Here is a 22,752-nt window from a genome sequence, read left to right as displayed (position 1 = left end):
CAGTCGTCCCATGACCATGATTTGGCCGCAAACGCAGCCGATCTTCAGGAAGACACGGGGGCAAACCATGTCCGGCAACGGGCTTGGATATAGCGTCCAGGAGTGAAGAGGTCATGTTGAAACTTTCGGGTGTCGCGTTCACCGGCCTTGTGGCGGCCGCGATGCCATTTGCAATCCCTCTTGCAGCAGCCGGGGCGACGACGCTTGGGCCGCATGCGGCGTCTTGCCAGAATGGCGGACCCGCGGTGATCGCGCGCGTGAACGGCCTGAAGGCCCGCACCGGCGTGGTCCGCGTCCAGCTCTATACCGACAACAAGGCGACCTTCCTCGAGAAGAAGCAGTATGTCGAACGCGTCGACGTGGCGGCCACGCGCAGCGGCGCGATGGACATCTGCGTGCCCGTGCCCAAGGCGGGCCGCTACGCGATCTCGGTGCGTCACGATGTCGACGGAAACGGGAAGACGAGCCGCGCCGATGGCGGCGGCTTTTCGGGCAATCCGAGCGTTTCGATCAGCGACCTGGCGCTGAAGCGCAAGCCCGACATCAACCGGGTGGCGTTTTCGGTGGGCAATGGCGCGCGGGTCGTCCCGGTTACGCTGAACTATATTCAGGGCCTCTCCTTCAAGCCGGTGGGAGCATAGCGGAACCATGGCTTGCGTCGCGCTCCTCTCCAATCCGCGCTCGACGGGCAATCGCTCGCTCTTGCCGCGCGTGCGGAGCTTCTGCGCGGGCAGGCCGGACATCTTCCACTATGAGGTGGAGCATGTCGGCCAGATCGGCGAGGCGTTGCGCACCATCGCGCGCGTGAAGCCCAAGATCCTCGTCATCAACGGCGGTGACGGAACGGTGCAGGCGGCCTTGACCGAGCTCTATCATGTCGGCCATTTCGGTGATGCACCGCCCCCGGTTGCGGTGTTGCCCAACGGCAAGACCAACCTGATCGCGCTCGACCTCGGGGCGGCGGGCGATGCGCTTGCGGCGCTCGAACGCGTGATCGAGCTGAGCAAGGCGGACCTTTCGGACCATATCGTCGCGCGCGAGCTGATCGCGCTCAGCGACGGCGTCGCGGGCTCGCGGCCGACGCTGGGGATGTTCCTCGGTGGCGCGGGGCTGGCTGACAGCATCCTCTATTGCCGCACCAAGATCTATCCGCTTGGGCTGCCCAACGGGATCAGTCATATGCTGACCGCGCTGGCAGTTCTGGTGTCCGCGCTGTTCGGCATCCGCACCAGCTTCCTGCCGCCCAAGCCCAATCCGGTTCGCATCTCGCTCGTCCGCGAAGGGCAGCCGCTCGGCTATTTCTCGGTGTTCATCGTCACCACGCTGGAAAAGATGCTGCTGGCCGCGCGCGCCGACAATGGCGCGCACGTCCCCGGCCGCATGAAGTTCATGGCGGTCGAGCTGACCTTCCCGGCGATGGTGCGCGCGCTCTATGGCGCGATCTTCGGACGGCTGGGACGCGAAAAGCTGAGCGGCGTCCATTTCGAGCGCGGCGACATCGTCCGCATCGAGAGCGATGGCTCGAGCGTTATCCTCGACGGCGAAACCTTCCGGGCCGACCGGGATCATCCGATCGTACTGACCTCGACCGCGCCCGTGCCATTCCTGCGCCTGGCGGCGTGAACATGACCACCTTGGCCGTCATTCCAGCGTAAGCTGGAATCTCCCTTTTCTTTAGATGCTGGCGTACGGGTAAAGAGCTTCCAGCTTACGCTGGAATGACGGAAGTGAATTTGGCCCAAACATCATCGACCCTTGAAATCCTGATCGCAGCCGAACTGGCCGAGCCGTCCGATCCGCGCGTCGTCAGGATGGCCGGGGCGATCGCCGCGCAATATGGTGCCGCCGCGCGCGCCGTACTGTTCTATGGCTCATGCCTGCGCACCGCCGAGCTCGAAGGACAGATGCTCGATTTCTACCTGATCGTCTCCGACTATCGCGCGGCCTATGGCAAGAGCTGGCTGGCCAGCGCAAACCGAATGATTCCGCCTAACGTCTTTCCTTTCGGCTATGACGGCCTTGCCGCCAAATATGCGGTGCTGAGCGAAAGCGACTTCTCGCGCCTGTGCCGGCCCGAGGCGAGCAACGTTTCGGTCTGGGCGCGCTTCGCGCAGCCCGCGCGGCTGGTCTGGGCGGCGGACGATACGGCGCGCAAGGCTGCGATCGCGGCGATCGCCGAGGCCCCTGCGACCATGGCGGCGCTGACGCCGCAAGCTACCTCGAACGATCCGCTCGATCTGTGGCGGCGCGGCTTCGCGCTCACCTATGGCGCAGAACTCCGCGCCGAGCGCAGCGACCGTTCGGGGTCGATCGTCGATTTCGATCCGGACCACTATCGGCGGCTGTCGGCGGCACTTTCCAGCGCGCCTCCGGCTAAATTGGCCGATCTCGACGCACGCTGGCGGCGGCTGCGGCGCAATGGCAAAGCGCTGACGCTGATCCGCCTCGCCAAGGCCAGCCTGACCTTTGCGGGCGGCATCGACTATCTAGCATGGAAGATCAATCGCCACGCCGGAACGGCAATAGAAGTCCGCCCCTGGCAGCGCCGTTTCCCGATATTGGGGGCGCTTATTCTGCTGCCGCGACTGTTGTCGCGCGGCGCCGTGCGTTAGGCGCCGCAGCGAGCGCCGCCTCGATCGCGTTTTCGAGCGTGCTGATCGTGAAGGGCTTCCTGAGCACCGAATGCCCGCCAAAGGCGCCCGCGTCGTCGACATCGGCATAGCCGGTGACGAAGAGGATCGCGACGTCGGGATAGAGCGGCGCGACCCTGGCGACGAATTCGGGGCCAGTCATCCCTGGCATGATGACGTCGCTGACAATGATGTCGATCGCGCTGTCGCGTTCGAGGATCGCGATCGCTTCTTCGGCCGAAGCCGCGCAGATCGTTGTGACGCCCAGTTCCTCGAGCGCGCCTGACGTGGCGGCGAGCACGCGCGCATCGTCCTCGACGACCAGCGCTATGCGACTGGCAAGCGAGGGCTGGGGCAGTGCCTCTTCGACGACCTCGGGCCGGGGGGCGGCGGAGTCCTGATCGGCATCCTCGCCCGAATGGTGGCGCGGCAGATAGAGCGAGACCGTCGTGCCAAGCCCTTCGGCCGAGGCGATGCTGATTTCTCCGCCCGACTGCCGGACGAACCCGAAGATCTGGCTGAGCCCGAGACCCGTGCCCTTGCCCACAGGCTTGGTGGTGAAAAAGGGTTCGAACACGCGATCGAGCACCTCGCGCGACATGCCGCAGCCCGTGTCGGTCACGTCGACCCGCACATAGTCGCCGGGCAGTGATTCCCCGACCTCGTCAGCCGCAAGCGCAACGTTGGAGGTGCGGATGATGAGCTTGCCTTCGCCCTCCATCGCGTCGCGCGCATTGACCGCGAGGTTGAGGATCGCGTTTTCGAGCTGGTGACGGTCGACCCAGATGCTCCAAGGGTGCGCGACGCTTTCGACCTCGAGCCGGATACGCTCGCCCAGCGTGCGGTCCATCAGGTCGTTCATGCCGCGCACCAGCGTATCGGGATTGACCGCCTGGGGCAGCAGCGGTTCGGCACGTGCAAAGGCGAGCAGGCGGCGCGTGAGCGCGGCGGCGCGATTGGCGCCTTCCATCGCATTGTCGAGATGGCGCTCGGCATCGGCCGCATGATCGTGCAGCTTGCGCTTGGCGAGTTCGAGGCCGCCAACGACGACCGCGAGCATATTGTTGAAATCGTGCGCGATGCCGCCGGTCAACTGGCCAACCGCCTCCATCTTCTGGATCTGGCGCAACTGCGCCTCGGCATGAGCGCGCTCGCTTGCCTCGGCAAGCAGCCGCTGGTTGGCGAGACGCAGTTCGGTGGTGCGCTCGGCGACCGCGCCTTCGAGCATTTCGGCGCGGAGCGTCTCGATGTCTGCGGTCCGGCGTGCGCGGCGGCGCTGGGTGATCGCATCCACCGCCGTCCAGCCGAGGCCGATCGCGCCGACGACGAGCAGCAGGCCGAGAACCGACAATGTCGCGGCGAGCTTGTTGGACTGCGCCATGAAGCCCTTCGCCTCGCCCGTGCGGGCGGCGAGCAGCGTCTGCTCATTGGCGACAATCTCACGAAAGATCGCCCTGATCCGGTCGGGCGTTTCGGACTTGCCCGCGTTGAAATAGACCGAAAGCGCATTCTGTTTCTGGTCATAATTGAGCCGGAGCGCGGCTTCCTCGAGTTCCTCGCTGCGTGTCCGGTAGAGCGCCTGAAGATCGCGCAAAAGCGCGGCCTGTTGCGGATTGGTGCGTGTGATCCGCTGGAGCCGCGTGATCATGCTGCCGGTGCGCCGCCAGTTATCGTAGAACTGGCGCGCGACATCCTTGTCAGAGGCGATCACCGCGCGGCCGAGCGTGGCTTCGGACTGCGCCATCTGACCCTCGATCGCGCGTACCGCGATCATCACCTCGAAGCTGCGCTGTTGCCATATGAGCGCGGTGTCGCGCTGTCGCGACGACAGCGCCAGCATCGCGATCAGCGCGATCAGGATCGAAACGACGATCCCCGCGCCAATCCAGCCAAGCCAGCGTTGCCAGCCCGGTTGTGCGCTTTCTTCGCCCCCGAAGTCGGTTTCCTCGACCGCCATGCTCAAAGGATTAACAAATCGCTGCGGCCAAGGAAAGCAAGACGATGCCTAGCTTATCACGCCGACGTTACGGCCTGCTGCCGCGAACATGCCGAGAATCTGCTCGACCTGCTCCGCGGAGTGCTCGGCGCACAGCGAACAGCGCAGCAGCGTCATGTTGGCGGGGGTCGCGGGCGGCCGGGCGAGATTGACGTAGAGGCCCTCGGCCAGCAGCGCTTCCCACATCGCCGCGCCGCGCTCGAGATCGGGCATGATCACCGCGATGATCGCCGATTGGGGCTCGTCGGTGCCGAGCTGGAAGCCCAGTTCCTTGAGGCCCTTGTGCAGGCGCTTCGAATTTTCCCAGAGATGCGCGCGCTTGTTGGAGCCGTGCATCAGCTTGCGGATCGAAGTCGCGGCGGTCGCGACCACGCTCGGCGGGAGCGAGGCGGTGAAAACATAGGGGCGGCAGACGAGGCGCAGGATCTCGAACTTGGGATGGTTGGAGACGCAGAAGCCGCCGACGGTGCCGACGCTCTTGGAAAAGGTGCCGATGACGAAATCGACGTCCTCCAGAACGCCCTGATCTTCCGCCACACCGCGGCCATTGGGGCCGATGAAGCCCATTGAATGCGCCTCGTCGACAAGCACCATCGCGCCCGCCTCTTTCGACACGCGGATCATTTCCCTGAGCGGCGCGATGTCGCCGAGCATCGAATAGACGCCCTCGAGCACGACGAGCTTGCCAGCCTCTGCGGGCAGGCGTTTCAGCCGCTTTTCGAGCGCCTCGATGTCGTTGTGGCGGAAGGCGACGATCTCGGCGTCGCCCATCTTGCAGCCGTCATAGATCGAGGCGTGGCTGTCGATATCGAGGATGACATAGTCGCCCTTGCCCGCGATCGTCGATATGATGCCAAGATTGGCCTGATAGCCCGTCGAGAACACCATGGCATGATCCATGGCGTAGAATTCCTTCAGCGCCTCCTCGCACTCCTTGTGGCCCTGATAGGTGCCATTGAGGACGCGGCTGCCCGTGGTGCCCGCGCCGAATGTGTCGAGCGCGTTCTTGCCCGCTTCGATCACGTCGGGATCGAAGGTCATCCCCATATAGTTGTAGGTACCGAGCAGGATCGTCTCCTTGCCGTTGCAGACCGCGACGGTGGGGGACTTCACAGCCTCCATGACGAGGCTGAAGGGATCCTTCACGCCCGTCGCGAGCAACGCCTCGCGCTGCTGGATCAGCGGATCGAACTTGGAGAAGAGGTCGGTCATTTTTTGTCCCTGTCATCCCCGCGGAGGCGGGGATCCACGAACACCGCCTCGTCCGGATGAAACTGAGTTCATGGATTCCCGCTTTCGCGGGAATGACAATTAAAACTTAACCTCTGAGCTTGCCGACCGCGTCGACGAGCTGGCCGACGGTTTCGATCTCGGCCTGCATGTTCATCGTGATGATGATGTCGAACTCGTCCTCGATCGCGGCGACGAAGTCCATCACGGTCAGGCTGTCCCATTCGAGATCGCCCGCAAAGGTGGTGGTTTCGCTAAGCGCGACACCCTTTTTGTTGAAGGGCTCGATCTGCGCCGAGACGGTTTCGAAAATCTGCTGTCTGTCGGTCATGCGCGGTCCTTAATCCTGTGTGTGCTGCATTGCCAAGCGATTGCGGCACAAAAGCGGCGTTCGCGTTGCTTGTCGAGGGCAGGGGGGCGTGTCATGATCGCGCCATGGGGGACGAACCAGCCAGCAAGCCCGCCGCGGCGCCGGGGCAGAAATTTCCGCCCAATGCGGTGCATCTGGTCCGTACCGTGCAGCAGATCAACGTCCAGCTCAGCCAGATGGCCGACCAGAAGGCGAGTATCCTGATGGGCGCGACCTTCGTCGTCTTCACCATCTCGATCGGACAGGCGCGCGGCGGAGACGTTTCGGCGCCGCTGGTGGTGCTCGCCTTTTTCTCCTTCGTTTCCGCGATGCTCGCGGTCTTCGCGGTGTTGCCCAAGACGAAGCCGTCGCCCGGCGGCAACCCCAATATGCTGTTCTTCGGCACCTTCACGCAGATGTCCGAGCAGGAGTTCGCCGATGGCGTGATCGAGGCGCTGCGCGACGAGGAAACGCTGTACCGCGCGATGCTGCGCGACGTCTATCAGAACGGGCAGGTGCTCCAGCGCAAGAAATACCGATTTCTGGGGCTGGCCTACAAGACGTTCCTTGTCGGGCTGGTGCTGACTTTCACGAGTTTTGCGGCGCAGTATCTGTTTCAGGCCTGATCGTTTTTCGCGCGTGACCGCGTGAGGAGCGCTGCTAAATGCGCGGCATGAGCGCTTCCGTCCATTCCGCCGCAACCACACACGGGCTGTCATTGCGCCACGCCCTGCTCGCGCTGGCGGTGGTGGCCGTCTGGGGCACCAACTTCGTTGTGATCCGCGTCGCGCTCGACGATTTCCCGCCGCTGCTGTTCGCGACGCTGCGCTTCATCATCGCGTTGCTGCCCGCGGCCTTCATTCTCAAGCGGCCGGCGGTCTCGTGGCGATCGCTTGCGAGCTATGGCTTTCTGATCGGCTTTGGCCAGTTCGGTCTGCTCTATATCGCGATGGACGGTCATATCTCGCCGGGGATCGCGTCGCTGGTGATGCAGGCGCAGGTCTTCTTCACCATCGGCCTCGCGATGTGGCTCAGCGGCGAACGATTGCGCGGCTTCCAGATCCTCGCGCTGCTGCTCGCGACGATCGGCTTCGGCGTGATCATGGCGCATACCGGCGGGAGCACGACCGCCTTCGGGCTTGGCCTTGCGCTCGTCGCCGCGATGAGCTGGGCGGGCGGCAATCAGGTCGCGAAGTCGAGCGGGACGACCGACATGCTCGCCTATGTCGTCTGGGCGAGCCTGTTCTCGATCCCGCCGCTGCTGATCGCATCGCTGCTGCTCGAAGGACCGACGGCGATCGGCGCCGCTCTGGTCGCGGCGAGCCCGGAGGCGTGGGCTGCGGTCGTCTGGCAGTCGGTGGGCAATACGATGTTCGGCTATGCGGCGTGGAGCTGGCTGCTCGCGCGCTATCCGGCGGCGACGATTACGCCGACCGCGCTGCTCATCCCGATCTTCGGCATGGGCGCCTCGGCGCTGCTGCTCGCGGAAGCGCTGCCCGGCTGGAAGCTCGGCGCGGCGGCGCTCGTCATGGGCGGGCTCGCTATCAACGTGCTCTGGCCGATGGCGTCGCGGTTGCCCGGTTTCCCCTGGCGGCGCGGCGAGCCCGTTTGAGGCTAGCGCGCCTTCAGCCCGAAATTGCCGTTGTGAAGCCGCAGCCGTAACGAATTCTGATAATAGGCGACCAATTGATATTGCCCCACGACGATGGGCAATTCGATGAGCTGCCTGTCGTCATAGTGCCCTGAGAGCACATCCCAGGTTGCATCGGATATCATCGCGTCGCCGTGCAGCTCGTCGGTCGCGCGCAGGATCGCGCTGTCCAGTTCGCTCCAGCCCTCGGCGTCCGGCCCCTCGGTGATACGCTCGATTTCGGCGCTGGTGACGCCGAAACGCTTGGCGACGAAGACATGCTCACCCCATTCATAGGGCGCCTGGCACAGCCAGCCGATGCGCAAAATGGCAAGCTCCCGATCGCGCGCGGACAAGGCCCCCTCTCGCAACAGGTGAAGCCCCACCTCGGTATGCCGCGCGAACAGATCGGGGTGGCGCAGCATCGTCCTGACGATCTCGGGAAGCTCGCCCAGATCGGCGGATATGTCGGCCGCTGATCCTTCCGCGTCGTTCGTTTCCATCACCTTTGTAAGCGCGCCCTGCTCGCGTGAGGCGATCACGGAATTGATCTGGGCCATGCGGGAAACGATCTGCAGCAGTTCGTCGGACAGTTCCTCCACCGCCAGTGGTGCGATGCGTGGGCCGTCGCCGTGAATGCGGGATTCGCGCTGGTCGACCGTGGCCGGCGCCTTGCTTTCGGTCTTCATCGCAGCCGCGTCGCCTTTCCGTTCATGGGGATATGGCCGACTTTGCCGCGAAAGCCGCAATTGACAACCCTGGCCTAACCCAGCCAGCCCTTGCGGCGATACCAGGCGGCGGTGGCCTTGAGCCCGGCGCGTGTGTTGACCTGGGGCTGCCACAGCTCCGCTGGCGGGCGCTTTGCCGGGTCGATCACCCAGTCGGGATGGCTGAAATAGTTGACGCGGTCGGCGGTGAGCTTGGCCTTTGAGCGGCGAACCGCGCGGTCGATGCGCGAGGCGACGCGCAGCATCGATTTGGGCGCAGCGAAGGTCGCGATACGGCGATCGACCGCATAGCCCAGCGCCTCGGCGAAACCCTTGTGCGTCCAGCCATGCTCGACGCCGTCATCAGCCTCGTAGATCGCGCCGACCGATGCGCGATCGGGGACAAGTGCAAGCAGCAGCCGCGCGAGATCGTTGACCTCGATCACCGACATGCGTCCGCCGGGCGGCAACAGCACGATGCCGCGCCGCGCCATGCGGAACATCTCGAACATCTCTGTGTCCTCGGGCCCGTAGATCGCGGGGGGGCGCACCATCGTCCAGTCGAGACCGCTGGCGGCGACGACCTCTTCGGCCCCCGCCTTGGACCAGCCATAGTCGGAGAGGCCCGGCTCGCGCGCGGCGAGCGAGGAGACGTGGATGAAGCGCCTGACGCCCGTGGCGGCCGCTGCTTCGACCATCGCGCGGGTGCCCTCGATATTTCCTGCTGCGAAACCCGCGCGATTCGGAGCGTTGACCACCCCCGCAATGTGCATCACCGCATCGCTGCCCCGCGCGAGTTCGGCGAGGCTTTCGGGACGATCGAGCGCGCCGTCGATCCAGGTGACGCCTTCGCGCGGCGGCTGTGGGCGGCGGGTGAGCGCGCGGACCGCGAAGCCCTTGTCCAGCGCGAGGCGGATGACGGTTTTGCCGACGAAACCCGTGGCGCCGGTGAGCGCGAGGGTCGTCGTCACAGAAGCACCATGTGGTCGCGGTGAATGATCGCGGCGCGGGGCGCATAGCCGAGAATCTGCTCGAGCGCACTGCTGCGCTTGCCGACGATCCTGGCGGCGTCGGCATGGTCATATTCGGCAAGCCCGCGCGCGATCGTCTTTCCGTCGGGATCGATGACGTCGATCACGTCACCGCGTTCGAAGCTGCCCCGTATCTCGGTCGCGCCCGCCGCGAGCAGGCTCTTGCCCTTGCCGAGCGCGGCGGCGGCGCCCGCATCGACATGGACCGCGCCCGCAATGCGCAGCCGTCCGGCCAGCCATGCCTTGCGCGCACCCGCGCGCTTTTCGGGCAGGAAGACCGTGCCGTGGCCCGAGTCGAGATAGCGCTGGAGCGCGTGATCGTGCTTGCCCGTTGCGATGGCCAGCGCGGCGCCCGCACTGTTGGCGATGCGCGCGGCCTCGAGCTTGGAGACCATGCCGCCCGAGCCCATGCCCGATGCGGTGCGGCCATCGGCCATCGCCATGATCCGTCCGTCGATCCGCTCCACGCGCGGGATCAGCATGGCGCCCGGATCATGTCCCGGATTGGCGGTATAGAGCCCGTCGACATCGGAGAGCAGTACGACGCCCTGCGCGCCCGCGGCCTGCGCGACGCGCGCGGCAAGCCGGTCATTGTCGCCGAAGCGGATCTCGGCGGTGGCGACGCTGTCATTCTCGTTGATGACGGGAACCACGCCAAGCGTCAGCAAGCGGTCGAGCGTGGCACTGGCGTTGAGATAGCGGCGGCGATCCTCGAGATCGTCGAGCGTTACCAGTATCTGCGCGGCGATGACGCCGTGCGCGGCGAGCAGGTCGGCCCAAACCTGCGACAGCGCGATCTGCCCGGTCGCCGCGGCGGCCTGCGCGTCCTCAAGGCTCGCGCGCCCGCCCTTGGGGAGCTTCAGCCGGCGTGCGCCGAGCGCGATAGCGCCCGAGGAGACGATCGCCACCTGCTGACCCGCCTTGTGCGCCTCCGCAATATCCTTGACCAACGTGCCGAGCCAGCGGCTGCGGATCGCGCCTTCGGGATCGACGAGCAGCGCCGACCCGACCTTGACGACGAGCCGGGGGCACTGGGCGGGAGAGAAGCGGGCGCTGTCGCGGCTCAGATCGGCGACCATTCCCCGCTTCCCCCTTCGTCCTCCTCGTCGACGGTGTCGGCGACGGGGATAGGTTCGCCGATCGCCGCGATCAGACGGTCGAGCACCGCGTCGAGCCCGTGGCCGGTGGCCCCCGATAGCGGCAGCACTTCGGCGCCGCTTTCGGCAGCGAGTTCGGCCGAGAGCGCCTCGATCAGCTCGTCGTCGAGCGTATCGACCTTGTTCAAGGCGATGATCTCGACCTTGTCGGTCAGACCTGCGCCGTAGTTCTCGAGCTCATCGCGCACGGTGCGATAGGCGGCCGCGGGATCCTCGCCATTGGCGTCGACGAGGTGGAGCAGCACCTTGCAGCGCTCGATATGGCCGAGGAAGCGGTCGCCGATGCCCGCGCCCTCCGCCGCGCCCTCGATCAGTCCGGGAATGTCTGCGACCACGAATTCGCGGTCGCGGTGGCGCACGACACCGAGCTGGGGCCGCGTGGTGGTGAAGGGATAGTCGCCCACCTTGGCCTTGGCGTTGGTGACGGCGTTGATGAAGGTCGACTTTCCCGCATTGGGCAGGCCGACGAGCCCGGCATCGGCGAGCAGCTTGAGGCGCAGCCACACCCACATTTCCTCGCCCGGCCAACCCGTGCCGTGCTGGCGCGGCGCGCGGTTGGTCGACGTCTTGTAGCTGGCATTGCCGCGCCCGCCATCGCCGCCGCGCAGGAACATGACCTGCTCGCCCGGCCTGGTGAAGTCGGCGAGGACGTGCTCCTTGTCCTCGGAGAGCACCTGGGTGCCGATGGGAACACGGATGACGAGGTTCTTGCCGCCAGCGCCTGTGCGGTTGGAACCAGCCCCGCCCTTGCCGCGCGGCGCCTTGAAATGCTGGGTATAGCGGAAGTCGATGAGCGTATTGAGGCCGGGTATGGCCTCGAACACGATATCGCCGCCCTTGCCGCCGTCGCCGCCGTCGGGTCCGCCATATTCGATGTATTTTTCACGCCGGAAGCTGACGGCCCCAGGGCCGCCGGTGCCCGAACGTACGTAAATCTTGGCTTGATCGAGAAAATGCATCCGCGCCGCTTAGTGCAAAGCCGCGCGAATTTGAACCTTATTCGGGCGTCAGCATCTCGGCAGTGCCATAGGGCGAATGCGTCTCGCGCTTGATCCAGTCGGCGAGCAGCCGGAAATAGCCATCGGTGATGCGCGTGTCGCGTCGCGTTCCGTCCGCGGCCTGCTCGAATTCGTACATGCCATGATCGGTGCGCGGGAAGCGGACGATGCTGATGGGCTTGCCCTCGCGGCGCAACGCCTGAAGCCGCTCGATCGTCACGATAGGCGGCGCCTCGCGGTCTTCGCCCGCAACGATCCATAGCTGGGGCGCCCTTACGCGGCGCAGATGGCCGATCGCGTCATAGCGCCAGTCAAGGTCGAGATTGTCGTATTTGGCGGGTCCCTCGCGCCTGAGCGTGGGCTCGTCGGACGCGAGCAGCGCACCCGTGAATTCGCCCGTTATCGCGGTGAACCACGGCTGGGCGCCGTATCTTGCCTTGACCGCTGCCAACTGGTCAAAGCCGCTTGTGAAGTGGCTGGCGATCACCGCGCCGGTCGCGTCGGTGATCTCGCGAGCCTCGGCAATCACCGTGTCGCCATAGCCCTTTTCCCGCAACTCGGAGAAGACCTGCTCCGAATCTTCCTCGAGGGGATTGATGAGCAAGCCGAAGCCGATCGCGACGAACTCAGCCCCCGCGTCATTGGCGGCGCGGGGCGCGACCCAGCCGCCCTGGCTGCCACCGAACAGCCCGAAGCGCGAGAAGCGCCCCTTGGCAAGGCGTTTCGCTTCGGTTGAGGCGGCAACGACATCGGCCGCCAGCCGGTGGAAATTCTGGTGATAGCGCCCTTCGGACGCGCCGGCGCCATGTTTGTCATAGACAAAGGCGGCGATGCCCTGCGCCGCGAAAACGAAGGGATAGGGATTGCGGTTGATCGAGGCGCTGCTTTCCGACCCATGCACCATGACGGCCAGCGGCGGCTTCTTGCCCGCTTTCACGTCAGGTTCGACGAGCATGCCGGCAAGCATCGCGTCGCCGCTTTTGAAGCGCGTCGGCGTCATGCGCAGCGCCATGCGCGGCCAGCGTTCGACCGCGCCGGACGGTCCGGTCACCATGAGCGCATCAGCCGAGCACTGGACAGCCCCCCCTTTGGTGCTGCCATAGCGACCGTCGCGAAAGGTGTAGCGCCATTCGCCGTCCTCGGCCGATTTGGCCCGTTCGGTGATGACGATGAAATCACCGTCGGCGCCGCGATACGCGCCTGGCGTGCATTGGGGAGCAGCGGGCGCAGCAGCCGATGATGTGGAAACGGCGAATATGCCGAGCAGAAGCGGAACTGAAAATCTCATCATACCAATGAGATATAGAAGAATCGCATTCCTGCGCAACGTTACTTTTGGCTTATTCGCCCTCAGCGCGGCGGTGTGCGACCGAGTGGCGGAGCTGTTCCGCGGCGATCTCGCGCGCCGTGTCGCGCGGCAGGCCGAGCGCGCTCGCCATCGGTCCGCCAAGCAGCGAATCGCCCAATGCGGCGAGCACGAGTGAAAGCGTTTCCTGCCGGATCAGCCCGTCCTCGTTATCAACCGCGAGGTCCTCGACCAGATCGTGGATCGCGTTGAGGATCGGGTCGAGCGCGTCATCATTGCCCGACAGGATCATCCAGCTCGCGAGCGCGCCCGCGCCCTCGGTGTCGAAAGCGTCGAAGGTGAGATCGACCACCACGCGCGGATCGCCGTGTTCGGCGCGCGTCTTCATCACCGCCGCCCCGATCTTGGCGGTAATCGTTTCCGCCATCAGCTCCGCGAGCGCCTTTTGCAGCCCCAAGGCCGAACCGAAATGATGCAGCAGATTGGCATGCGTCCGGCCGATTCGTCCCGCCACCGCCTTGAGCGTCACGGCTTGCGGCCCGGCCTCGATCAGAAGCTCGCGCGCGGCCTGCAATGCGGCTGCCCGGCTCAGTTCCGGGCTCAATCTCTTCTTCACTATTGACATCTATGTAAGCAACATTCATTCCTGATGTGGAGGAGCAATGGCATGACCCAGGACAAGACCCCCACCAACCTTACCATTACCCCGCGCGACCGCCGCTTCGGCAGGGGCAGCGCGCAGACACGGTGGTGGCTTGGCGGCGATCCCATTGCAACGGCTTTTTACAATGCGCTTTCGGTGACGTTTCCGCGCGGCGAGGCGTTCTTCGTCGAGAGCGTACGCGCGCACCGCGACGGCGTGCCCCCCAAGCTGGAGAAGGAGATCAACGCCTTCATCAAGCAGGAGGTGAACCACAGCCGCGAGCACGTGTCGTTCAACAAGCGCGTGACGGAGGCGGGCTACCAGATCAAGCATCTCGAGCAGGTGGTGATCGATTCGCTCGAGATGACCAAGGGTCGCCCACAGATTCTGAACCTCGCTGTGACAATGGCGCTCGAGCACTACACCGCGATCATGGCGCAGCAGATGCTTGCGGACGATCGTGTCTTCAAGGGCGCCGATCCCGAACTGGTGCGCATGTGGCGCTGGCATGCGATGGAAGAGATCGAACATAAGGGCGTCGCCTATGACACCTGGCTCCACGCGACCAAGGGCTGGTCGCGCTGGAAGCGGTGGAAGGTGAAAAGCCTGATGATGCTGCTGGTCAGCAAAAACTTCTGGATCAACAGGTTAAAGGGCATGGCCTATCTGCTCAAGCAGGACGGCATCGAGGGTACAGGCATGTGGCTGCGCATCGCCTGGTTCTTGCTTGGCAAGCCCGGTGCGCTTCGCCGGCTGCTGCCGGCATGGTCGGCATTTTTCCTGCCGGGCTTCCATCCGTGGAACCATGACGACCGCAAGCTGATCGCGCTCGCCGAAAGCGACTATCAGGCGGCGATCATGCCCAAGGCAGCGGTGGCGGCCTGAACCTAGCGTCATTCCGGCGAAAGCTGAAATCTCTCTTTTCTTTCAGCGCATAAGGCCGAAAAGATTCCAGCTTTCGCTGGCATGACGAATGTGGTTGGTGTGGCGGATGCCCTACCCCTTTCCCGCCGCGCCCGTCATCGAAACGCCCCGCGTGATCCTGCGCGCCGATCGCGCCGAGGATTTCGACGCCTTCGCGCATCTCTGGGCTGATTCCGGCGTGACGCAATTCATCGGCGGCAAGCCCTTTACGCGCGCCGAGAGCTGGACGCGATTCCTGCGCAATGCGGGACTGTGGCCCGTGCTTGGCTATGGCTATTGGGCGATCGAGGACAAGGCGACAGGCGCCTATTGGGGCAATACCGGCTTTGCCGATTTCGGGCGCGGCATCGAGTCGATCCGCGGCCTGCCCGAGGCGGGGTGGGTGCTTGCTCCGGAGGCGCATGGTCAGGGGCTCGCCACCGAGATCGTTGCCGCGATCACGCGCTGGGCCGACGCCATGCTACCCCACGCCGAGACCGCATGCATCATCGATCCGGACAACACGCCGTCGATCCGCGTGGCCGAGAAAAATGGCTATGTCGCCGAAGGGCTGGTCGATTTCGCGGGCAGCCAGACGCGCGTATTCAAGCGCGCGCGGCGCTGACGCCGCCCCGGCGCGTGACCGGAGCGGCGGTTCAGAGGCTTACGCCGCGAGCGGTACGGGCGGGGTAGGGCAGGGCATCGAGCCGTCCTCGGCGTCGCGGACATAGAGCGCGCACGGCGCCTCCTCGCCGCGCCCCTCGCTGCCGCGAGGCACGACGCGCCCCGTCGGACGGAAGCCGAGCTTGCGGAGCACGCGGCCCGAAGCGGGATTGTCGACGAAATGGCCTGCCGTCAGCGTGCGGATGCCGAGCGCATGGGCGAGTTCGACCAGCGCGCGGCCGGCCTCGGTCGCGTAACCCAGCCCCCAGTGCGGACGGCCGATCCAATAGCCCAGCTCGACGGCCTTGCCGTCGGGCGTGTGGCCAAGACCGCAGCCGCCGACCAGTCGCGGCGCGCCGTGGGTGCGCGCGAAGATCAGAAAGCTCGGCAGCCTGGCATCGCGCTCCTGCGACAGGAAGGCGCGCGCCTTGGCGACATCATAGGGCCAGGGCGCAGTGGCCAGGTTGCGCACGATCGCCTCCTCGCCGATCGCGCGGGCAAGCGCGGGCGCGTCTTCGACCCAGCCGGGCCGCAGCAGCAATCTTTCGGTACGCACGAACATCGGTCTCTCCTCTTTTTTCGCGTGCCCATTGCCGCATCAAAATTACGGCACCGAGACAAAACGATTGAAAATCCGTTGCCATGCGTCAGGCCGCGAAGGGCCTGCGACGGGACGGTTTGAGGGAGACAACAAAAAAGGGAGCGGGGGCTATCCCGTCTCCCTCTGTGCCTGCCGCAGCAGGACTTCGGGTCGCCCCCAGGGCGACCCGTTAACAGGTTCGCCCGATTATTCGGCCGCTTCCGCCATAATATCTACCGAGCAGAATTTTCGGCCGAGCTTGCCATCGTGGAAGGTCACGCGGCCCGCGACGAGCGCGAAAAGCGTGTGATCCTTGCCGATGCCGACATTGCGGCCCGGGTAGAATTTGGTGCCGCGCTGACGCACGAGAATGTTGCCGGGAATGACTTCCTGGCCACCGAACTTCTTCACACCGAGGCGGCGACCGGCTGAGTCGCGACCGTTGCGGGAGGAACCGCCTGCTTTCTTATGTGCCATCTCTCAAACTCCTTGGGCGCTCAGGCGACTTATTCGGCGGACTTGGCGGCGGCCTTCTTGGCCGGTGCCTTCTTCTCGGCGGCGGGCTTTTCAGCCGCGGCGGCTTCGGCCTTGGGGGCCTCGGCTTCCGCCTTCTTGGGAGCGGCCTTCGCCTTCTCGGCGCCGATCGCGGTGATCTTCAGGATCGTGTGCTGCTGGCGGTGACCGTTCTTGCGACGGTAGTTGTGCCGGCGGCGCTTCTTGAAGACGATAACCTTCTCGCCCTTCGCCTGCGCGATGATCTCTGCCGAGACGGTCAGGCCCTTGGTGGCCTTGAGTTCGCTGCCCTCGCCGGCCAGCAGGACGTCGTCCAGCGCGATGCTGTCACCGGCGTTGCCCGCCAGCTTCTCGACTACGATCTTGTCTCCTGCGGCAACGCGATACTGCTTGCCGCCCGTGCGCACGATAGCGAACATGGCTTTATCTCTTCATCTATTCGGTTCACGCGAGCAATCGACCACGGTCAAGCCCCCGCGCGGGAAAGTGGCCCGTTACCCGTCGAACGCTGCGCTGTCAACGCAAAAACCCCGCGGATAGCCGCCGATTTCGAACATTCCTGCGGTTGGCGGGCCCGTCGTTCGGCGACTCGGCTCACCTAGCCGATACGACGCCTGCAATCCAGCTTTGTGTCACATTGCCCGCGGCGTCGAGCGCGACGAGATCGGCGCGCAGTCCAGGCGCAATGCGGCCGGTCATGTCGCCAAGCCCCAGGAACTCGGCGGGATTGCGGCTCGCCATGCGCACGGCCGCCTCGAGCGATATGCCCAGCATCGCGACCGAATTGCGCACCGCGCCCGCCATGTCGAGGTCGGAGCCGGCCAGCGTGCCATCGGCATTGACGCAGACGCCGTCGACGACCTTCACTCTCTGCCCCTGGAGCATGAATGTCTTGTCGATCATGCCGACGCTGGGCATCGCATCGGTCACGAGCATGAAACGGTCAGCCGGCTTGCAGCGCAGGGCGAGGCGCATCGTCACGGGATCGAGATGCCGCCCGTCGACGATCAGCCCGCACCAGCTTCCCAGATCCTCCAGCGCTGCGCCGACAGCGCCCGGCTCGCGCGAGGTGAGCGGGGACATGGCGTTGAACAGGTGCGTGAACCCGCGCAGACCGTTGTCGAGCGCCGAGCGGATCTCGGTGTAGCTGCCATTGGTATGGCCCGCGGCGACGATCACGCCCGCGCCATCGAGCCGCCGGATCATTTCGGGCGTCGTCTGCTCGGGGGCGAGGGTCACCAGCGTCTTGCCGCGCTTCAGCGCGGTGACTGCGGCAAAACCTTCGTCGTCGAGCCGGCGGATCTTGGACCGGTCGTGGATGCCCTTGCGCGCGACGTTGAGGAAGGGCCCCTCTATATGAATGCCGATCACACCGGGGACACCGGCTTCGATCGCCGCATCGACCGCAGCGACGCCGCGGCGGACGACATCGAGATCATCGCTGATCAGCGTCGGCAGGAAACCCGTGGTGCCATAGGCGCGATGCGCCTCTCCGATGGCCGCGATCGCCTCGACCGTCGGCGAATCGTTGAACAGCACGCCGCCGCCACCATTGACCTGCGAATCGATGAAGCCGGGGACGAGCGCCTGACCGCCGAGATCAACTGTCTCGGTCCCCGCGGGAGTTTCGGCTGGCGGCACGAGGGCGGCGATGCGCGTCCCATCGACCAGCACCGCGCAGTCTTCGGAAAAGCCCGCATCGGTAAGCACGCGGGCATTGACGAGGGCAAACACCATCAGACGGTTTCCGTGACCTTGGCGAGATGCGGCGGCGTATCGGGATTGAAGCCGCGCGCGATCGAGAGCGCGTTGGCCGCGCGGTAGAAGGACTGGATCTGGAGCATCGGCTCGATCGCGGGGTGCGCCGGGACGGAGGGGAGCGAGATCGCGCCCTTTGTGGTCGGGCCCGCGACGAGCACCTCCCCGCCGCGCGCGACCACTTCCGAAACCAGATCGTCGATGCTGCTTTCGGTCTCGTCCGACTGGCGGAAGACGAGCAGCGGGAAGCCGGGGCCGACCAGCGCCATCGGGCCGTGTCTGACCTCGGCGGCGCTGAACGCCTCGGCGTGGAGCCCGCAGGTTTCCTTGAACTTGAGCGCGGCTTCCTGCGCGATGCCGAGCCCCAGCCCGCGGCCGATGACATAAAGACCGCGCACGTCTTTCAGACGCTCGACCAGCGGCGACCAGTCGGCGGACCAGGCCGATTGGAGCTGGGCGGGTGCGGCGGCGAGCGCGTCGGAAAGCTCGGCATCGTCGCTCCACGCCGCGACGAGATCGACCAGCGCGGCAAGCGCGGCGATATAGCTCTTGGTAGCCGCCACGCTGATCTCGGGTCCGGCATGCAATGGGAGAACGCTGTCAGCGAGTCCTGCAAGCGGCGAATCGGCGACATTGACGAGCGCCGCGACATGCGCGCCCGCGCCCTTGGCTGCCTCGACGGTTGCGAGCAGATCGGGGCTCTTGCCCGATTGTGAAATGGTGAGGCACAGCGAATCGGCGGCGCGCGTGGCAACGCCATAGACCGATGCGATCGAAGGCGCCTGCGACGAGGTGACGACGCCCAGCCGCGTCTCGATCAGATATTTGGCGAAGGTCGCGGCGTGATCCGAACTGCCGCGAGCGCAGGTGAGAACGGCTGCCGGGGGGCGACTGCGCAGCCGCGCGGCAAGTGCAGCGATCGCCTCCGCATTGGCCGCGCGCTGCGCGGCGACGACCGCGCCGGCTTCACCCGCCTCGGCAAACATCTTTGTGGATTCAGGTGAGGGGACGGTCATGCGAGTGCGTTCAGTTCTGCCACGAAGTCATAGGCGTCGCCGCGGTACCAGCTATGCGTCATCTCGACGGGGCGCCCGTCCTCGAGATAACCGCGTCGTTCGATGAAAAGGCCGGGCGCGCCGGGTTCGATCTGGAGCAACTCGGCCTGCTCGGCGTTGAACAGCACCGCGCGCAGGCGCTGGAGCGCGCGGACAGGGCGGTTCCCCGCAGCCTCGAGTGCGGTGTAGAGCGAGGCGTCGACTGCATCGACCGAGGGCAGCGCGCTGCCCAGGATCGTCGAATATTCGAGCGCCATCGGCATGTCGTCCGCATAGCGGATGCGGTTGAAGCGGAAGACGCGCGTGCCCGGGCTGAGGCCCAGCGTCAGCGATTCGTCGGGGGTGACCGCGCCCACGGATTTGCTCAGCCACTCGCTGCGTGCGCTGCGGCCGCGCGTCGCCATATCCTCGGAGAAGCTGGTGAGCTTCGAGAACTGCTTTTCGACGCGTCCCGCGACGAAAGTGCCCGCGCCCTGGCGCCGCGTGAGCAGCCCTTCCTGAACGAGCCCGTCGAGCGCCTTGCGCACGGTGATTCGCGACACTTCGAAATCGGTCGCGAGGTCGCGCTCGGGGGGCAGCGCCTCTTCGGGCTTGATCAATTGCGTTTCGATCGCGCGGCGCAGCGCCTGCTGCAATCGCTGATAGAGCGGTGCGTGGCCGTTGGTGTCCAGCGATCCGATCTGCGCGGCCAGGCTCATCGCCTCCGGTCTCCCAGTGTGTTGTCGTTTCCGGGCGGAAGCGCCCCCTGCCGCTTCATATAAGACCAATTGATTACCTCTTGCCAACAGATAATTTCGAAAAATGCAAAAAAATTGTCATGGAACCACTTGACGGCTGTAATGGTCTGGTTGATGGTCTTGTCATTGGTCTGTTATTGGTTACAGATTGGCATGAAGTCCAAAAGGACGTGCCAGGGAAGGGGAGACGTTTGATGACATTGCACAAATTCCTTGCGGGATCGGCGAGCGTGCTTGCCTTCATGGCCTGTGCCACGGGCGCGTCCGCGCAGGAGGCCGCTCCCGCCGACGCGGGCGACGAGATCATTGTCACCGGCGTCCGCGCGTCGCAGGCTGCCGCCATCGACGTTAAGCGCAACTCCGACGTCATTGCTGACGTCGTCTCGGCCGAGGACATCGGCAAATTTCCCGACAAGAACGTCGCAGAGGCGCTCCAGCGCGTCCCCGGCGTCGTCGTCAATCGCGTGTTCGGTGAAGGTGAGCGCGTTTCGTTGCGCGGCACCGCGCCCAACCTGACCAAGACGCTGCTCAACGGCCATTCGGTCGCCACCGCAGACTGGTTCATCCTCGATCAGGTCGCCTCGACGCGCAGCTTCAACTATCTGACGTTGCCCTCCGAAATCGTCGGTCGCCTCGAGGTCTACAAGAGCCCTCAGGCGGATGTCGAGGAAGGTGGCATCGGCGGCACCATCAACGTGCTGACGCGCAATCCGCTCGATCTTGATCCCATGTCGATTTCGGCGTCGGTGCAGGGTGTTTATTCGGATCTGTCCGGCAAGTTCGACCCGCAGGTTTCGGGTCTGTTCAGTTGGAAGAATGCCGATGAGACCTTCGGCGTCCTCGTGGGTGCGATCTATCAAAAGCGCCAGACGCGTCGTGATGGCCTCGAGATCTTCGGCTATCGCTCCTTTGCAGTGGGCGGCGGGCAAAATGCGCTCGTCCCGACGCTGATCGGTTCCACGATGTTCACGCAGGATCGCGAGCGCTACGGCGGCAATATCGGAATCCAGTTCCGTCCTTCGGACGAGCTGGAGATCAATGTCACCGGCCTCTATTCGCGCTTTGGCGCGGACAACTTCAACCAGAACTATATCGCCTGGGGCGAGCAGGCGCTGGCTGGCGGCGGCACGATCACCAATGCCGTGGTCGAGAACGGCGTCGCGGTCGCGGGCAATGTCGCCTCGCGCACCGGCGGCACCGCGGGCTTCGGCGTCGTCTATGACGCGATCGACCGCAAGGCCGTCGCGGAGACCTATTCTGCCGATTTCGACCTGAACTATCAGCCCACCGACACGCTCAACATCCACTTCAAGGCGGGCTGGACCAAGGCGACCGGCGACACCAGCAACGAGAACTTCATGGAGTTCGCGGGTCCGGGCGCATTCAGCTATGACCTGCGCAGCGGCGTGCCCGAGGTGAGCTTCGTCAATCCCGATCCGCTCAACCCCGCAGGCGTGCGCCCCGACTTCGCGCGCATGCAGTCGGTGACCAATGACGACGAAGAGAAATATGTCTATCTCGACGCCGAGCAAGAGGTCGACTGGGGACCGATGGAGGCGCTGAAAATCGGCTTCAAGTTCACCGATCACGACCGCGCGGCCGAGCGCTTCGCAACCAATGGCGGTGTGTTCACGCCGGGCCTGCGTTGCAACGGCGTGCCGTGCGTCTCGGCCGACTTCGCCACGGGCGGCGGCATGCCCAAGGACTTCCTCGACAATATCTCGGCGCCGGGGACGCTGGACGATTACTGGCGCGTCGATCCCGCCAAGCTGCGCGCGATCTATGGCGCGCAGGCCGACGCGATCACCACGCGCTTCCTCGTTCCGGGCAACACCTATTCGATCAACGAGAAGACCTATGGCGGCTATGCCATGGCGAAGTTCAAGGGCGAAGGCTGGCGCGGCAATGTCGGGCTGCGTGTCGTGAAGACCGACCAGACCTCGGAAGGCTTCATCATCGGCGGCGCCAATCCCGAGTTCACCAACCCGTTTGGCGGCTTCACCCCGACGACGGCGGAACGTTCCTATACTGACGTCCTGCCGAGCGCGAACCTCGCGGTCGACCTGTCGGACCAGATCGTGCTGCGCTTCGCGGCGGGCAAGACCGTCACGCGCCCCGACTTCGTCGACATCACGCCGGGCGTCGACCTCAACGGCACCTTGCTGACCGGCCGCGGCGGTGATCCCGATCTGAAGCCGTATCGCGCCAATCAGTACGACCTGTCGATCGAATGGTATCCCGATCGTGAGACGATCGTCGCGCTGGCCGCCTTCTACAAGGATATCCAGTCGTACATCGTGAACACGACCTCGACCGAGATCCTGCCGAGCGTATTCGTGCCCGGCTCGGAGCCCGCGGGCTGCGTGCCGGCGGCGGGGACCAACCCCAATCTGTTCGACTGTCCGTACCAGATCAACCGCCGGTCGAACGGCCCGGGCGGCCGCAATCAGGGCTTCGAGCTTCAGGTCTCGCGTCCGATCTGGGGCGGGTTCGGTGCGATCGCGAACTATACCTACTCCGATGCGAAGGCGGACAACGGCGATCCGATCCCGGGCAACAGCAAGCACACGCTCAACCTGACGGGTTATTTCGAGAACGACCTGCTGAGCGCACGGCTTTCCTATACCTATCGTTCGAAGTTCTTCATCGACATCGATCGTTCGGCACCGCTCAATCAGAAGGCGCTGTCGTCGCTCGACGCATCGTTCAGCTTCAACGTGACCGAGAATGTCGCGCTGACAGCGGACGCGGTGAACCTGACCAACGAGAAGATCGAGCAATATTCGGGCACGACCGACAAGCCGCGCGCCATCTATGACAATGGCCGCCAGTTCTATGTTGGCGCACGCCTGAAGTTCTGATCAGG

23 protein-coding genes are annotated in these 22,752 nt (G+C 65.0%); 8 read left to right on the top strand and 15 right to left on the bottom strand.

Annotated features, from left to right (window positions below; translation table 11 throughout):
- Nucleotides 1–113 precede the first annotated feature (113 nt).
- From D3876_RS19365 to D3876_RS19355, 3 genes are all read left to right on the top strand, one after another.
- Nucleotides 114–641, top strand: a complete 528-nt coding sequence (locus D3876_RS19365) for a DUF2141 domain-containing protein (protein WP_119765291.1) — start codon at nucleotides 114–116, stop codon at nucleotides 639–641.
- 7 nt (nucleotides 642–648) lie between these two features.
- A complete protein-coding gene (locus tag D3876_RS19360; RefSeq protein ID WP_119765289.1) occupies nucleotides 649–1,623 on the top strand; it encodes a diacylglycerol kinase family protein in 975 nt (324 codons plus the stop codon).
- A 110-nt stretch (nucleotides 1,624–1,733) separates the two neighbouring features.
- Nucleotides 1,734–2,612 carry a hypothetical protein gene (locus tag D3876_RS19355; RefSeq protein WP_238475457.1) on the top strand — a complete coding sequence of 293 codons (879 nt, stop codon included), beginning with the start codon at nucleotides 1,734–1,736 and terminating at the stop codon, nucleotides 2,610–2,612.
- Here D3876_RS19355 and D3876_RS19350 read toward each other — a convergent pair.
- From D3876_RS19350 to D3876_RS19340, 3 genes are all read right to left on the bottom strand, one after another.
- A complete protein-coding gene (locus tag D3876_RS19350) occupies nucleotides 2,569–4,587 on the bottom strand; it encodes an ATP-binding protein (protein WP_119765285.1) in 2,019 nt (672 codons plus the stop codon). The genes D3876_RS19355 and D3876_RS19350 overlap by 44 nt on opposite strands.
- 48 nt (nucleotides 4,588–4,635) lie before the next feature.
- The gene (gene spt / locus D3876_RS19345) at nucleotides 4,636–5,838 is read right to left on the bottom strand and encodes a serine palmitoyltransferase (RefSeq protein WP_119765283.1); all 1,203 of its coding nucleotides are present in this window, start codon (nucleotides 5,836–5,838) and stop codon (nucleotides 4,636–4,638) included.
- 106 nt (nucleotides 5,839–5,944) lie between these two features.
- Entirely contained in the window at nucleotides 5,945–6,187 is a 243-nt protein-coding gene (locus D3876_RS19340; RefSeq protein WP_119765281.1) for an acyl carrier protein, read from the bottom strand.
- 104 nt (nucleotides 6,188–6,291) lie between these two features.
- Between D3876_RS19340 and D3876_RS19335 the strand changes: the two genes are divergently transcribed.
- The gene (locus tag D3876_RS19335; RefSeq protein ID WP_119765279.1) at nucleotides 6,292–6,831 is read left to right on the top strand and encodes a Pycsar system effector family protein; all 540 of its coding nucleotides are present in this window, start codon (nucleotides 6,292–6,294) and stop codon (nucleotides 6,829–6,831) included.
- Nucleotides 6,832–6,869: 38 nt separating this feature from the next.
- Nucleotides 6,870–7,817 (top strand): EamA family transporter, encoded by a 948-nt coding sequence (locus D3876_RS19330; protein ID WP_238475456.1) that lies wholly within the window; start codon nucleotides 6,870–6,872, stop codon nucleotides 7,815–7,817.
- Between the two features lie 2 nt (nucleotides 7,818–7,819).
- Here the strand turns inward: D3876_RS19330 and D3876_RS19325 are convergent, their stop codons facing one another.
- The 6 genes from D3876_RS19325 to D3876_RS19300 all read right to left on the bottom strand — a co-directional run bounded on the left by D3876_RS19325 (nucleotide 7,820) and on the right by D3876_RS19300 (nucleotide 13,659).
- A complete protein-coding gene (locus D3876_RS19325) occupies nucleotides 7,820–8,524 on the bottom strand; it encodes a carboxymuconolactone decarboxylase family protein (RefSeq protein WP_119765277.1) in 705 nt (234 codons plus the stop codon).
- Nucleotides 8,525–8,598: 74 nt separating this feature from the next.
- Entirely contained in the window at nucleotides 8,599–9,513 is a 915-nt protein-coding gene (locus D3876_RS19320; RefSeq protein ID WP_119765275.1) for an NAD-dependent epimerase/dehydratase family protein, read from the bottom strand.
- Nucleotides 9,510–10,652: a glutamate 5-kinase gene (gene proB / locus D3876_RS19315; protein ID WP_119765273.1), complete on the bottom strand. Its 1,143-nt coding sequence runs from the start codon at nucleotides 10,650–10,652 to the stop codon at nucleotides 9,510–9,512. Before proB ends, D3876_RS19320 begins: the two co-directional genes overlap by 4 nt.
- On the bottom strand, nucleotides 10,637–11,689 hold the full coding sequence (gene obgE / locus D3876_RS19310; RefSeq protein ID WP_119765271.1) for a GTPase ObgE: 1,053 nt from the start codon (nucleotides 11,687–11,689) through the stop codon (nucleotides 10,637–10,639). Before obgE ends, proB begins: the two co-directional genes overlap by 16 nt.
- A 37-nt stretch (nucleotides 11,690–11,726) precedes the next feature.
- Nucleotides 11,727–13,016, bottom strand: a complete 1,290-nt coding sequence (locus tag D3876_RS19305) for an alpha/beta hydrolase family protein (RefSeq protein WP_182912077.1) — start codon at nucleotides 13,014–13,016, stop codon at nucleotides 11,727–11,729.
- A gap of 52 nt (nucleotides 13,017–13,068) precedes the next feature.
- Nucleotides 13,069–13,659, bottom strand: coding sequence for a TetR/AcrR family transcriptional regulator (locus D3876_RS19300; RefSeq protein WP_119765267.1), 591 nt, complete (start codon nucleotides 13,657–13,659; stop codon nucleotides 13,069–13,071).
- A gap of 42 nt (nucleotides 13,660–13,701) precedes the next feature.
- Here D3876_RS19300 and D3876_RS19295 point away from each other — a divergent pair, with 42 nt between their 5' ends.
- Together D3876_RS19295 and D3876_RS19290 are read left to right on the top strand one after the other, a co-directional pair.
- Nucleotides 13,702–14,562: a metal-dependent hydrolase gene (locus D3876_RS19295; RefSeq protein ID WP_119765265.1), complete on the top strand. Its 861-nt coding sequence runs from the start codon at nucleotides 13,702–13,704 to the stop codon at nucleotides 14,560–14,562.
- 106 nt (nucleotides 14,563–14,668) lie between these two features.
- Nucleotides 14,669–15,205, top strand: a complete 537-nt coding sequence (locus D3876_RS19290; RefSeq protein ID WP_119765743.1) for a GNAT family N-acetyltransferase — start codon at nucleotides 14,669–14,671, stop codon at nucleotides 15,203–15,205.
- A gap of 39 nt (nucleotides 15,206–15,244) precedes the next feature.
- Here the strand turns inward: D3876_RS19290 and D3876_RS19285 are convergent, their stop codons facing one another.
- From D3876_RS19285 to D3876_RS19260, 6 genes are all read right to left on the bottom strand, one after another.
- The gene (locus tag D3876_RS19285; RefSeq protein WP_119765263.1) at nucleotides 15,245–15,805 is read right to left on the bottom strand and encodes a GNAT family N-acetyltransferase; all 561 of its coding nucleotides are present in this window, start codon (nucleotides 15,803–15,805) and stop codon (nucleotides 15,245–15,247) included.
- Nucleotides 15,806–16,030: 225 nt separating this feature from the next.
- Nucleotides 16,031–16,300 (bottom strand): 50S ribosomal protein L27, encoded by a 270-nt coding sequence (gene rpmA / locus D3876_RS19280; RefSeq protein WP_119765261.1) that lies wholly within the window; start codon nucleotides 16,298–16,300, stop codon nucleotides 16,031–16,033.
- Nucleotides 16,301–16,329: 29 nt separating this feature from the next.
- A complete protein-coding gene (gene rplU / locus D3876_RS19275; RefSeq protein WP_119765259.1) occupies nucleotides 16,330–16,755 on the bottom strand; it encodes a 50S ribosomal protein L21 in 426 nt (141 codons plus the stop codon).
- Nucleotides 16,756–16,930: 175 nt separating this feature from the next.
- Nucleotides 16,931–18,073, bottom strand: coding sequence for an N-acetylglucosamine-6-phosphate deacetylase (nagA, locus tag D3876_RS19270; RefSeq protein WP_119765257.1), 1,143 nt, complete (start codon nucleotides 18,071–18,073; stop codon nucleotides 16,931–16,933).
- A complete protein-coding gene (locus tag D3876_RS19265) occupies nucleotides 18,073–19,110 on the bottom strand; it encodes an SIS domain-containing protein (RefSeq protein ID WP_220475491.1) in 1,038 nt (345 codons plus the stop codon). The genes nagA and D3876_RS19265 overlap by 1 nt, the downstream gene beginning before the upstream one ends.
- A complete protein-coding gene (locus tag D3876_RS19260) occupies nucleotides 19,107–19,847 on the bottom strand; it encodes a GntR family transcriptional regulator (RefSeq protein ID WP_119765255.1) in 741 nt (246 codons plus the stop codon). The genes D3876_RS19265 and D3876_RS19260 overlap by 4 nt, the downstream gene beginning before the upstream one ends.
- Nucleotides 19,848–20,080: 233 nt before the next feature.
- Here D3876_RS19260 and D3876_RS19255 point away from each other — a divergent pair, with 233 nt between their 5' ends.
- Complete coding sequence (locus D3876_RS19255; RefSeq protein ID WP_119765253.1) at nucleotides 20,081–22,747, top strand: TonB-dependent receptor; 2,667 nt, start codon at nucleotides 20,081–20,083, stop codon at nucleotides 22,745–22,747.
- Nucleotides 22,748–22,752 lie beyond the last annotated feature (5 nt).

The sequence above is a fragment of the Sphingomonas cavernae genome, assembly GCF_003590775.1.
In the GTDB taxonomy this organism is placed as follows: Bacteria; Pseudomonadota; Alphaproteobacteria; order Sphingomonadales; family Sphingomonadaceae; genus Sphingobium_A; species Sphingobium_A cavernae.
The sequence above is the reverse complement of the archived record's forward strand: the minus strand, read 5'-3'. Positions and strand labels throughout refer to the sequence as shown.